Below are 11,767 nucleotides of genomic sequence, written 5' to 3' on the forward strand. Positions count from 1 at the left end.
GGATTCTATTATGAAGAAAGAAGAGAGAATGGCCAGAGAAATTTCAGAGCAACTTGGGGGAGTAAAGAATATTCGTGGCATTGCTCATTGTATGACGAGACTACGATTAACGCTTCATGATGAAAGTAAAGTGAATATGGACCTTTTGAAAAAGGTTGAAGGGGTTATGGGCGTTATTGAAGATGAGACGCTTCAAGTTGTTGTTGGACCAGGGACAGTAAATAAAGTAGCAGCTGAAATGGAAGGTTTAACGGGACTGCGAATTGGTGAGGTGGCAGATCATCACCTTGAAGATCTTGGGCAAGAGATGAAGTCAGAGAGGAAGAAGAAAAATAATACGCCAGTGAAAAACTTTTTACGAAAAATAGGAAGTATTTTCATTCCGTTAATTCCAGGTCTTGTTGCGTCAGGAATTATAAACGGGGTTGCTAACTTTGCGAAAAACGCAGGTGCTGATCCGAATGCAACGTGGCTACAAATGCTACTACTCATTGGTGGCGGTATCTTTACATTCTTAGGAATTTTAGTCGGCTGGAATACAGCGAAAGAATTTGGCGGGACACCCGTTCTTGGGGCAATTGCTGGTATTTTAATTTTTAACCCAGCGATGGCGAATGTAAAGTTATTCGGTGAAGCGCTCGTACCCGGACGGGGCGGATTGTTTGCAGTTATTTTTGCAGCATGGCTTATGGTTGTAGTGGAAAGACAAGTTCGAAAAGCAGTGCCAAATGCAGTCGATATTATCGTGACACCACTCATTACTGTATTAGTAGTAAGTATCGTAACGATGTTAGCGATTCAGCCGGTAGCAGGTTTCTTATCTGAAGGAATTACAAGCGGGATTAACGGTATTTTAAGTATTGGCGGAGCGTTTGCAGGAGCAGTGCTTGCTGGAACATTTTTACCGCTCGTTATGGTCGGATTACATCACGGTTTAACACCAATTCATATGGAGTTTATTAATCAAACGCACGTAACGCCTTTATTACCAGTACTAGCAATGGCAGGTGCTGGGCAAGTAGGAGCGGCGATTGCGATTTTTGTAAAAACAAAAAACAAACGACTTCGTAACGTAATTAAAGGTGCATTACCAGTTGGTTTTTTAGGAATTGGCGAACCATTATTATACGGGGTTACATTACCACTTGGGAAACCGTTTCTTACAGCTTGTTTAGGAGCGGCAGTTGGCGGTGCATTCCAAGCAGTTATGAAAACAGCCGCACTCGGAATTGGCGTATCAGGATTATCATTAATTCCGTTAATTGCTGATAATAAATATTTATTATATTTCCTTGGATTAGTAGTGGCATATACGTTCGGATTCATCTTTACGTACTTCTTCGGATTTAAGGAAGAAATGGCAGAAAACATATAGAGAAAGGGATTCCTTTCTCTTTTTCTATTCATAGAAAGGGAGATTCATATGATAGGAGTTTCAATTTATCTTGCAAAAGAACGAGTAAAGAAACAAGAAGAGTGGCTAAAAGTAGCGAAGGAAAACGGATTTTCATCTATTTTTACATCACTTCATATACCAGAGGATGATCCAAATACGTATAAAGAGTTAATTCAAATACTTGGGAAGCAAGCTCTCGAAAATAAAATGGAATTAATGGTTGATGTTTCTCCAAAATCGTTACACCATTTAGGTATGACGTACGAAAATGTCGAAGAGTTAGTAAACTGGGGCATTACTGGTTTACGAATGGACTATGGCATTGCGCCGAAAGAAATCGCACGCGTATCTCATAAAATGAAAGTAGCTTTAAATGCGAGTACGATTACAGATTCATTTTGGAAAGAGCTAATCACTGAAAAGATACAGGTAGAGAATGTTGAAGCATGGCATAATTTTTATCCGCGTCCAGAAACAGGACTAGCAAAGTCTTTCTTACAAAAACAAAACGAATACTTACATGAGTGCGGAATAAAAACGATGGCATTTATTCCGGGAGACGGTGAAAAACGTGGTCCGCTATATGAAGGCTTACCAACGTTAGAAAAGCACCGTAATATGCGCCCACTTGAAGCGTACTTAGAACTTGTACAAGATTGTGGTGTCGATAAGGTGTTAATTGGGGATATAAGCGGGAGTGTAGAAAGTGTACAAGAGATAGCGAGTGCGAGCAGAGGAATTATTCCACTGCGGTATGAGCCGTTGATAGAGAAAAGTGAAGTATTAAAAATGGTAGAACAAGTGCATACAAATAGACTAGATCCAGCTCGTGATGTCATTCGCTCTGTAGAATCACGAGAAGAAAACAAGGTGATTGTACAGCCGATACCTACCATTGTAAGAAAGAAAGGTAGCATTACAATTGATAATGAATTGTATGGTAGATATGCTGGGGAGATGCAAGTTGCCAAACATGATTTGCCTCAAGATGAAAAAGTGAATGTTGTTGGAATGGTTGTCGAAGAGGACTTGTCTTTATTGTCGTATGTTGGCGCTGGAAAAATGTTTCAACTTTTTTGTGTGATCGAGAGTAAAAGCCTGAATTAGCGCTATTTTGTAAGAAAACATTATCCGTAAATGGGATAATGTTTTTTGTTTTCTTTAAAAAAGTATTTGACGAATGAAATGAAATAACGTATTGTTTTGACTTGTAAATAAAAGTTCACCATAACAAAACAAAAAGGAGAGTTCAAAATGAACCAATATATTGGGAATTTAATTATTCGCATCGTGTTAGGAGTGACATTCTTTGCGCACGGTTTAGCGAAGTTTCAATCAGGTATCGATAACGTAGCAGGATGGTTTACAAGCATCGGCTTACCAGGCGGTCTTGCATATGGCGTGGCAACTGTGGAATTAGTTGGTGGCATCTTATTAATTATCGGTTTAGGCGTAAAATATGTAGGATTGTTATTTGCACTTATTTTAGCTGGAGCTATTGTAAAGGTAAATGGAGCAGCAGGTTTATTAGGAGATGGAAAGAATCCAGGATATGAATTAGATCTTGCATTACTAGCAATGGGTGCGTATTTATTCGTTGTAAAAGCAGAAGGATATATAGATCGTTTCTTAAAAGAGAAAGTAATGAAAACGAAGTAAACTTATTTATAAATTGTTGACTTGAATCATCATTGTAACTATAATGATTACAACGTGTAGATTAAGAATAAAACAATTTAAAAATTTTTTTCGCACAAGGTGTAACGATATTGGTTACACCTTGTGCGAAAAATAAATAGAATGGGAGGAAGTAACATGCCTAAATCAAATTTAGAAATTATTCGAAGTACATATGAAGGATCAGCTTCTTCGAATGCAAAACATTTAGCAGAAGCCCTCTCTGAAAAAGTAGAATGGACAGAGGCAGAAGGATTCCCGTATGGGGGAACTTATATAGGTTTGGAAGCAATAATGAAAAATGTATTTAGCCGATTAGGATCAGAATGGGATGATTATAAAGCGAGTGTAAATATGTACCATGAAGTAAACGGAAAAGATGTAATTATTGCGGAAGGTGTTTATTCAGGAGTTTATAAAGAAACGGGAAAATCATTTGAAGCAGATTTTGTTCACGTATGGCAGCTGGAAAACGGAAAAATCATAAAATTCAAGCAATATGTGGATAGTTATATTGTACGAGAAGCGATGAAGGTTTAAAATGAAATAAGGAAACAAATGGAATCGGCTGTGCGCAGGCGATTCCATTTGTTTATGTGATTATTAGGGGAATGGGGAGTACATAATATGAAAAAATGGATAATAGGGGCAATTACAATGATTGTAATTGCGATAGGAGCTGTATTCGGTGTTACTAAACTGCTTAATTATATAGAGGAAGAGGAGAAGAGTCTTAAAACACAAAAAGTGATGAGCCAACAGGATAAGAAAGTTGCGGAAGAGAAGCCACAGTTTAGTGAGGATGAAATTATTTCTACCATGCATAGGATGGTACATCAAAAAGTGAAATCCTCTGAAAAATGGGGATTTATTGAAATGACAAATAAGGAAATTGTTAGTGCCAAGAAGGCGGTAGAAAGTAGTACAAATTTTAAATATAAATCAAAGCTACTTGCCACTTTAGAGCGCTGGGAGAAAGGTGATTTTTCACAAACGGTCGAGGAGCATAACTTTTTGTGGGAAATTCAAGGTGGTGATACTGGAAAGGCAACAGAACGTTTATCGCCAGAAGAAGAAAAGCAGTATGTGAAAGAAATGAAAGGTAAATAAAAATATCGCCACTTTGGTGGCGATATTTTTTTGTTAAGAATGTTTCCGCATTAAAGCTCTAGTTGGCTGAACAGCAGCCGTTTTGAAGTGGGAAAACAAATAACATCCTGTCACAACGATCATTGTCCCGAAAATTTGTATCCACGTTAGTTCTTCACCGAGGAAAAGGAATGCTAAAATAGCTGTGAAAATCGGATTGAAATTTAGAAAAATACCGGATGTCGTAGCTCCTAATTTTTGTACGCCAATATTCCAAAACACCATACAAAGAACCGTTGAAATAAGCCCTGTATATAAAAGGGATGTGATGAAGGAAGTATTTATATTTGTAACAGTGAAGCTCCCAATATTAAATGGCAGTAATAACATAACACCGAAAATACCAGAGTATAATGTTGCCATGAGCGGTGTAGTTGTTTTTGTTGCCCATTTACTGCAAACAGAATACATGCCCCAAATACAAACAGCCGCAAGCATCCATAAATCGCCACTATTAAAATGTAGTGAAAATAAAAGTGCAAAGTTACCTTTTAATAGGACAAGAATAACCCCAAAGAATGAAAGAATCATGGATAGAATTTGAAGTGTATTTACTTTTTCTTTTAGAAATAATACTGAAAATAGTGCAATGGAAATCGCATTTAATGTAGAAATAAGCCCTACATTCGTTGCGGATGTTTTTTCTAGTGCTAGAAATTGAAAGATGTTAAAAAGAGCGACCCCTGAAATCCCCATAAGTATTAACGGAAGTATCGCAGCACGAGGTGGAATGATTTTCTTTTCTTTAAACCAAACCATCGGTAATAAACAAACAATCGCAATCATCCATCTTAAACTTGTAAGTGTCATCGGAGACGCGTGATCAACGAGCGATTTCCCAACGACGAAATTTCCTCCCCATAATAAGCTTGTTAGTAATAGTAAAAAGACATAAAAATAAGGCATACTAAAATCCCCTTTGTTGTAATCAATTTGAATTGTAAATAATTTTAGCATTTTTCTTTATTATGTAATATATTCTTTTGTATAATGGAAAAAAGTCGATAAAATATTTTGTTTTGAATGTTATTTACGGAAAGATATTCAGTTTTATTTAGATTATAAGGTGTTTTTTCGAATAATCATCGGTAATAAAAAGGGGGAATTTTGATGGAGTCGTCTGTTATTAAAGTGTTAGATGATTTAGACGTACAAATTTTAGATATATTGCAGAAGGAGTCTCAAGTAAGTAATGCAGAGCTTGCGCGACGCGTTAACTTATCACCAGCTGCGATGCATGCGAGAATAAAAAGATTAGATGGAGAAGGGTTCATTGATAAGCAAGTAGCCATTTTAAATCAAGAAAAGCTTGGTTTTGATTTGTTATGCTTCATTTTTATGAGTACAAATATTCATAAATCAGATAAACTTGACGTGTTGGAAAAAGAATTAGAATCGATGCCGGAAGTGTTAGAATGTCACTGCTTAACAGGAGAGTATGATTATTTATTAAAGGTTGCAAATCGTGATCGTAAAGAACTAGAGCAGTTTATTAGAAAGCTGAATAAGGTTGGTATTACAAGGATACAGACGAGTTTAGCACTTCGTGAAATTAAATATTCGACCGTATTACCGATACGAAATGAAGAACCGAGCATCGATTAGATTGCTCGGTTTTTTGTTTGTATAAAGTGATTGACGGGGAGAAAGGAGAGATGTATTATTATATAAAATTATGTATTAAAATTCAATTGTACTTATAAATATTAATATCGGTGGCAAGGGGATAGAATATGAAAATCTTTAATGCAGTTACGAGTGATGTGAAAGAAATTTATAGTCTCATTGAAGCTTATGCAAAAGAGGGAGTGGTTTTACCGCGTTCGCTTTTGTCTCTCTATCAATATTTGCAATGTTTATATGTTATGAAAGAAGGGGAAGAAATTGTTGGAGTTGCTGGTTTACATGTGTTAGGGGAGGACCTTGCAGAAGTTCGGTCATTAGTCGTTTCACATACATATGCAGGAAAAGGAATCGGGCGCATGTTAGTGAACCATGTAATCAATGAGGCGGCGAAAATAAAAGTGAGTAGAGTTATTTCTTTAACATATGAAACGGAATTTTTTCAAAAGTGCGGTTTTGATTTTGTGAATAGAGAGGCGTTACCAGAGAAAGTATGGATTGATTGTAGACATTGTCCAAAGGTTGATTATTGTGATGAGGTGGCGATGATTCGGTATGTTGGGTGAAATTTTCAGAAAGAAAAAAGTCCCACTATTATTTACGTAATAGTGGGACTCTATATTTTAGGGGAATTAAGAGTTTGAATTCGTTTTTCTTACAGCAAAATTAAAAATGGGATTTTTAAGCTCATAGTTATAAGTATAACCATCGACAAGTCCTACAACTTTATCACTGTCGTAAAGATCAAGCATAAATTGTGCCATTTGTTTTGCGGTGTGGAATTTCGGTACAACATTATCGTATTGGAACTCATCAATATCAAATGAACGTTTTGCAAATTCTGTTTCAGTTGCACCAGGTGCTAAAACCTTTGCTTGTAGTTTTGCACCTTGTTCTTTCAATTCGTGAGATAAACCTTCTGTAAATGCACTTACGTAGAATTTCGTAGCGCAATACGTAACAGCATCAGCAACAATTGTGTATCCACCGCCTGATGAAACGTTAATAAGTTGTGTGCCATCAACCATGGAATAATCTCGAACGAAAAGAGAAGAGAGTATTGTTAATGCTTCTATATTTACATGTAACATCGTTTCAATTTTATTTAAATTTTGTTCAGCAATTGAGGCGAAATTACCAAACCCTGCGTTGTTAATCCACGTTTCAATTTGAAAGGATTGTAGGCTTTCATAAAGCTTATAAACATTCTCCGTGATAGATAAATCAGTTCTTCGAATAACAACATCCAATTCTGGATTCATTTCGTTAATTTTTAATTTTAATCCGTCTAATTCTTCTTGTCTTCGAGCGACAAGTATTAAGTTCTTTCCACGAGATGCAAAGGCTAAAGCCGATTCATAGCCAATTCCAGAACTAGCACCAGTTATAACAGTGTATTTCATATAAAATCCCCCTAAGTTCAAATAAATGTATTATGGTTAGATTTTATTTGTTAGAGTATACTCTAAGTCAAATGTTTTTTATTAATTTGATAAGGCTATAAAATATACGAGGATAAGCATGTGGAGGGAGTTAGAGTATGTACACAATTAGCGAGGTGGCTAAATTAATAGGAGTGAGTACACATACACTACGTTATTATGAAAAGGAAAATATATTAATTGCAAATCGCGATACAAATGGGAATCGACTTTATGAAGAGTCACATATAAAGTGGTTGCAGTTTGTCATGAAATTAAAACAAACGCAAATGCCGATAGCGAAAATAAGAGAATATGCTAGGTTATATTTAGAAGGGGAGCATACAACTGAAGCTCGTTTACAGCTCCTAGAAGATCATAGGAAATCTATTCAGATGCAAAGAGAAAACTTAGTCATTACAGAAAAGATGCTTGAGAATAAGATTATTGCATACAAGGCCTCTTTGGAAAATAAATAGAAAACATATATATGATGAAAATGGGTTTGATCTTATAGTGTGTTGGCAAATAAAAAAGAGTAGTTAGCAAACGCTAACTACTCGGTAAATTGGACGTGAAACTTTAATCAGTTGGGGATGAAGAAACCCCCCACTGATTAAAGTTTCACTTTATCTACTGGAAATCGCACCTTAATATACAAGATACATACATAAAGAAGAGCCTGATATGGCTCTCAGGCTCTTCCCTCAATAGCAAAGAGTAAGTCTTTTAATTACTCTTCTCCTACATAATACACAAGATGTATTTGAATGTGTAGAACAAGAAATTCCAATATAATTATCCGAATATAGTGTTTAAAAATAAAAACCAGATGATTTAAATAAGGAATTAAATTACAAATGTTGATTTAACGCGTAATAGGAACTCGTTTATATAAAATGATGGTTAATAAAGTGATATTGCGATAATGAAATATGAAATATTGCATATCGAATTGTAGAACAAAAAAGTGCAATGATAATTGAATGAAAATGCTATTTTGTAGAAAAGGATGTGCAGCTTAAAATCTGAATAAGTCAAATAACTTATTACTGATTTAGAATGAAGAAAATCAGATTTAAAACGAATCTGAAATGACTTTTCGGCAATTCATAGTGGGGAATATCGTGATAGTGTTGCAAAAGCAAATATTTATCCCGCTTTAATGGGCAGCAGTAAGACCCCCACTGATTAAAGTTTTACTCTATTTTGGATCAAGTGAACATGCGATTGAATTGGATTATGAAAGATGAAAAATAAAAAGAGCAGCTAGCAAACGCTAACTGCTCTATGAAAGGGATCTCTCCAAGGGGGAGTGGAGAAAATATTATGTTACTAGCAGTATTGACGGATTATTAGGAAATATACAAATCGGATGAAATAAATTTTAAATAAACTTTCGGCATTGACAGCTTTTAAAATATTCATGTACAATATTAATGAATGACATTCAGTCATTTTTTCTGTGGCAGGATGTAGTTAGCTTAGAAACGAAACAAATACAATGGTAAATGAGGATGATAGTTGTTTATATATAGTAGTGATGAAAGAGAATATTTTTAAAACAAAAATGACTGATAGTCAGTCATAAGAGGTGAGAGGTATGAAAAATAGAGCTTGGTTATATGTCATATTAACGTGTATCTTTGAAATTTTTTGGGTGTTTGGTTTTAATACGGCCGATACTTGGTGGCATTGGATTATTATTTTAGGAGTTATTGCTGTTGATTTTCACTTCCTTTCTAAAGCGTGTGAACATCTTGCGACAGGAACTGTATATGCCATTTTTGCCGGAGCTGGTACGGTAGGTACTTTCTTAATGGATGTATTCCTTTTCGGAGGAAGTTTCAGTGTAGGAAAGTTATTCTTCATCGTGATGGTTGTAGCTGGCGTTATCGGTTTAAAGCTAGCTGATAATAAAGAAGAAACTATGGAAGGAGCTGCTTAAAGATGGGTTGGTTTTTCGTATTTTGTGCTGCAATTAGTGAAATAGTCGGTGTGATCGGTCTAAAAATGTATAGTAAAGATAAAACATTAGCAAATGGTGCGCTTTATATAGGCGGGTTTGCTACATCCTTCGCATTCTTGTATACATCTTTCTTATTTTTACAAGTAAGTGTCGCGTATGCGGTTTGGATTGGTATTGGAACAGCAGGTGCCGTTTTATTAAACATGTTTCTGTTCGGTGAGTCGAAAAGTAAAGCACGTATCATTAGTGTGGCTCTTATTGTATGCGGAGTGACAGGATTAAAGGCTCTGTCGTAAAAATATATTGTATCTCCTAACAAGTCGTTAGGAGATTTTTGTTATAAAAAGTACACGATAATTGACAGTACAGCTAGTTATTTTATAAAATGAGTGACAGTCATTCAATACGCGTTTGAAAGGGTTTAGATGATGAATAAAAAAGAGAAAATTGTCTATGCAGCTATTGAAGTGTTTCAGGAAAAGGGCGTTGAAAAAACGAAGATTTCTGATATCGTGAAATTAGCTGGCATTGCACAAGGAACTTTCTATTTATATTTTCCTTCTAAGTTATCTGTTATGCCTGCAATAGCAGAAGTGATGGTTGAAAAGATGATACTTGCAGTGAAAGAAAAAGTGCAAAACGATGCGCCTTTCTCAAATAAAGTGACGCAAGTAATAGATGCGGTGTTTCACTTTATAGCGGAATATCGTGAAATACAGGCTTTAATGTATGCGGGTCTTGCATCTACAGAACATATAAAAGAATGGGAAGCTGTGTATGAGCCTCTTTATATGTGGCTAAGCGAGTTTTTAAATGAGGCGAAAGAAGCTGGTGAAATTCGTGATTCGGTTCATGCGGAGCGAACAGCGAAGTTATTTATTGCTCTTGTTGAGTCAGCAGCGGAACAAGTTTATTTATATGATCATAAAGATGATGAGCAAGTCGAGCTACAAAAGGCAGAAGTACTAGATTTTTTAACACATGCACTACATATAAAGAAATAGTGAGATGAACCTGTCTGAAAAGGTAGGTTCATTTTTGAGGAAAACTGAATGATAGTCATTCACCTAATGCTTATGTATGTGTGGAAGGATAGTGTGAAATTCTAATGAGTAGAGGCATCTCTACTCATGATTAGCCCACAAATAGCAGGATAAAGAAAAAGCTTCTTGGGCATTATTTTTTTGAGGAACTAATGGGAAGAGGTGTTAAAAAGTGAAGAAACCGATAAAAGAACAAAAGATGGTATTGGTCATTCTTTTGAGTAATATATTTATCGCTTTTTTAGGGATTGGATTAATCATTCCGGTTATGCCGTCCTTTATGAATGACATGAGTTTAACAGGGAAGACGATGGGTTATCTCGTTGCAGTGTTTGCAATGGCTCAGCTCATTACGTCACCTATTACAGGCCGGTGGGTTGATCTTTACGGCAGGAAGAAAATGATCATCATTGGATTATTTATTTTTGGTGTTTCAGAACTTCTTTTTGGATTAGGAAAAGATGTGTGGATGCTTTATGTAGCACGAGTGTTAGGCGGAATTAGTGCTGCGTTTATTATGCCTGGTGTTACGGCATATGTTGCGGATATTACCTCTATGCAAGAACGTCCAAAGGCGATGGGATATTTATCTGCGGCAATTAGTACTGGATTTATTATAGGGCCAGGAATTGGTGGATTTATTGCAGAATACGGTATACGTGTGCCATTCTTCGTTGCAGCAGCAATTGCCTTTATAGCATGTGTAATTTCGATCTTTATTTTGAAAGAGCCGTTAACGAAAGAAGAGCTTGCAGAGATTTCTGCTAACACGAAAGAATCAAGTTTTATTGGTGATTTAAAGAAATCATTACATCCAATGTATGCAATTGCATTTATTATTGTATTTGTACTCGCATTCGGATTATCGGCGTATGAAACTGTGTTTAGTTTATTTTCTGATCATAAGTTTGGATTTACACCGAAAGATATTGCCGCAATTATTACGATTAGCTCCATCTTTGGGGTAGTTGTGCAAGTATTTATGTTTGGCAAATTGGTCGACATGTTCGGTGAAAAAATGTTGATTCAAATATGTTTAATTGTAGGTGCAGTATTAGCATTCGTTTCAACTGTAGTCTTTAATTATTGGATTGTACTTCTCGTTACTTGCTTCATTTTCCTAGCGTTTGATTTACTTCGTCCAGCGTTAACGACGTTTTTATCAAAAGCAGCTGGAAAAGAGCAAGGATTCGTTGCTGGTATGAACTCGACTTATACGAGTTTAGGAAATATCGCAGGACCAGCGATGGGCGGAATATTATTTGATATGAATATTCATTATCCATATGCATTTTCAGGAGTTGTCTTAATAGTTGGTCTCGGCATTACATTTATGTGGAGAGAGAAACAGCTAGCTGAAAGTTTTGCGAAGTAATAAAACCCCTTACGACTGAAGTGAACCCGAATAGTGGTACATGAAAAAAACACCTCCTGAATTCGCATACTAAGTATGCAAATTCAATGGAGGTGTTTTTGGTTTGAAAACAAG

14 protein-coding genes are annotated in these 11,767 nt (G+C 35.9%); 12 read left to right on the top strand and 2 right to left on the bottom strand.

Annotation, left to right across the window (positions count from 1 at the left end; all coding sequences use genetic code 11):
• The first annotated feature begins 10 nt into the window (after positions 1–10).
• The 5 genes from FOT98_RS01730 to FOT98_RS01750 all read left to right on the top strand — a co-directional run bounded on the left by FOT98_RS01730 (position 11) and on the right by FOT98_RS01750 (position 4,183).
• Positions 11–1,375 carry a PTS transporter subunit EIIC gene (locus FOT98_RS01730; protein WP_063263498.1) on the top strand — a complete coding sequence of 455 codons (1,365 nt, stop codon included), beginning with the start codon at positions 11–13 and terminating at the stop codon, positions 1,373–1,375.
• A gap of 48 nt (positions 1,376–1,423) precedes the next feature.
• The gene (locus FOT98_RS01735; RefSeq protein WP_063263499.1) at positions 1,424–2,503 is read left to right on the top strand and encodes a DUF871 domain-containing protein; all 1,080 of its coding nucleotides are present in this window, start codon (positions 1,424–1,426) and stop codon (positions 2,501–2,503) included.
• Between the two features lie 147 nt (positions 2,504–2,650).
• On the top strand, positions 2,651–3,055 hold the full coding sequence (locus FOT98_RS01740; protein WP_063263500.1) for a DoxX family protein: 405 nt from the start codon (positions 2,651–2,653) through the stop codon (positions 3,053–3,055).
• A gap of 156 nt (positions 3,056–3,211) precedes the next feature.
• Entirely contained in the window at positions 3,212–3,613 is a 402-nt protein-coding gene (locus FOT98_RS01745) for a nuclear transport factor 2 family protein (RefSeq protein ID WP_063263501.1), read from the top strand.
• 87 nt (positions 3,614–3,700) lie between these two features.
• On the top strand, positions 3,701–4,183 hold the full coding sequence (locus FOT98_RS01750; RefSeq protein ID WP_063263502.1) for a PRK06770 family protein: 483 nt from the start codon (positions 3,701–3,703) through the stop codon (positions 4,181–4,183).
• Positions 4,184–4,216: 33 nt separating this feature from the next.
• On the opposite strand, the gene FOT98_RS01755 is transcribed toward FOT98_RS01750, so the two are convergent.
• Positions 4,217–5,128, bottom strand: coding sequence for a DMT family transporter (locus tag FOT98_RS01755; protein ID WP_063263503.1), 912 nt, complete (start codon positions 5,126–5,128; stop codon positions 4,217–4,219).
• Positions 5,129–5,332: 204 nt separating this feature from the next.
• Between FOT98_RS01755 and FOT98_RS01760 the strand changes: the two genes are divergently transcribed.
• The gene (locus tag FOT98_RS01760; protein WP_063263504.1) at positions 5,333–5,827 is read left to right on the top strand and encodes an Lrp/AsnC family transcriptional regulator; all 495 of its coding nucleotides are present in this window, start codon (positions 5,333–5,335) and stop codon (positions 5,825–5,827) included.
• A gap of 128 nt (positions 5,828–5,955) precedes the next feature.
• A complete protein-coding gene (locus FOT98_RS01765) occupies positions 5,956–6,411 on the top strand; it encodes an N-acetyltransferase (protein ID WP_063263505.1) in 456 nt (151 codons plus the stop codon).
• A 66-nt stretch (positions 6,412–6,477) separates the two neighbouring features.
• Here FOT98_RS01765 and FOT98_RS01770 read toward each other — a convergent pair whose 3' ends face one another.
• Positions 6,478–7,248, bottom strand: a complete 771-nt coding sequence (locus tag FOT98_RS01770; protein WP_063263506.1) for an SDR family NAD(P)-dependent oxidoreductase — start codon at positions 7,246–7,248, stop codon at positions 6,478–6,480.
• Positions 7,249–7,385: 137 nt separating this feature from the next.
• On the opposite strand from FOT98_RS01770, the gene FOT98_RS01775 reads away from it, so the two are divergent.
• From FOT98_RS01775 to FOT98_RS01800, 5 genes are all read left to right on the top strand, one after another.
• Positions 7,386–7,745: a MerR family transcriptional regulator gene (locus FOT98_RS01775; protein WP_061677862.1), complete on the top strand. Its 360-nt coding sequence runs from the start codon at positions 7,386–7,388 to the stop codon at positions 7,743–7,745.
• A gap of 1,124 nt (positions 7,746–8,869) precedes the next feature.
• A complete protein-coding gene (locus tag FOT98_RS01785; protein ID WP_000796013.1) occupies positions 8,870–9,214 on the top strand; it encodes a DMT family transporter in 345 nt (114 codons plus the stop codon).
• 2 nt (positions 9,215–9,216) lie between these two features.
• Complete coding sequence (locus tag FOT98_RS01790; RefSeq protein ID WP_000539674.1) at positions 9,217–9,531, top strand: DMT family transporter; 315 nt, start codon at positions 9,217–9,219, stop codon at positions 9,529–9,531.
• A 129-nt stretch (positions 9,532–9,660) separates the two neighbouring features.
• Complete coding sequence (locus tag FOT98_RS01795; protein ID WP_063263507.1) at positions 9,661–10,239, top strand: TetR/AcrR family transcriptional regulator; 579 nt, start codon at positions 9,661–9,663, stop codon at positions 10,237–10,239.
• A 211-nt stretch (positions 10,240–10,450) separates the two neighbouring features.
• Entirely contained in the window at positions 10,451–11,653 is a 1,203-nt protein-coding gene (locus FOT98_RS01800) for an MFS transporter (RefSeq protein WP_063263508.1), read from the top strand.
• The last annotated feature ends 114 nt before the right edge of the window (positions 11,654–11,767 follow it).

The sequence above is a fragment of the Bacillus sp. HY001 genome (assembly GCF_007558965.1).
GTDB classification, from domain to species: domain Bacteria; phylum Bacillota; class Bacilli; order Bacillales; family Bacillaceae_G; genus Bacillus_A; species Bacillus_A mobilis.

What these genes read in the sequence shown, in the direction of transcription:
- FOT98_RS01730 (WP_063263498.1), top strand. Translation starts at nt 11, where the DNA reads ATGAAGAAAGAAGAGAGAATGGCCAGAGAAATTTCAGAGCAACTTGGG.
- FOT98_RS01735 (WP_063263499.1), top strand. Translation starts at nt 1,424, where the DNA reads ATGATAGGAGTTTCAATTTATCTTGCAAAAGAACGAGTAAAGAAACAA.
- FOT98_RS01740 (WP_063263500.1), top strand. Translation starts at nt 2,651, where the DNA reads ATGAACCAATATATTGGGAATTTAATTATTCGCATCGTGTTAGGAGTG.
- FOT98_RS01745 (WP_063263501.1), top strand. Translation starts at nt 3,212, where the DNA reads ATGCCTAAATCAAATTTAGAAATTATTCGAAGTACATATGAAGGATCA.
- FOT98_RS01750 (WP_063263502.1), top strand. Translation starts at nt 3,701, where the DNA reads ATGAAAAAATGGATAATAGGGGCAATTACAATGATTGTAATTGCGATA.
- FOT98_RS01755 (WP_063263503.1), bottom strand. Translation starts at nt 5,128, where the DNA reads ATGCCTTATTTTTATGTCTTTTTACTATTACTAACAAGCTTATTATGG.
- FOT98_RS01760 (WP_063263504.1), top strand. Translation starts at nt 5,333, where the DNA reads ATGGAGTCGTCTGTTATTAAAGTGTTAGATGATTTAGACGTACAAATT.
- FOT98_RS01765 (WP_063263505.1), top strand. Translation starts at nt 5,956, where the DNA reads ATGAAAATCTTTAATGCAGTTACGAGTGATGTGAAAGAAATTTATAGT.
- FOT98_RS01770 (WP_063263506.1), bottom strand. Translation starts at nt 7,248, where the DNA reads ATGAAATACACTGTTATAACTGGTGCTAGTTCTGGAATTGGCTATGAA.
- FOT98_RS01775 (WP_061677862.1), top strand. Translation starts at nt 7,386, where the DNA reads ATGTACACAATTAGCGAGGTGGCTAAATTAATAGGAGTGAGTACACAT.
- FOT98_RS01785 (WP_000796013.1), top strand. Translation starts at nt 8,870, where the DNA reads ATGAAAAATAGAGCTTGGTTATATGTCATATTAACGTGTATCTTTGAA.
- FOT98_RS01790 (WP_000539674.1), top strand. Translation starts at nt 9,217, where the DNA reads ATGGGTTGGTTTTTCGTATTTTGTGCTGCAATTAGTGAAATAGTCGGT.
- FOT98_RS01795 (WP_063263507.1), top strand. Translation starts at nt 9,661, where the DNA reads ATGATGAATAAAAAAGAGAAAATTGTCTATGCAGCTATTGAAGTGTTT.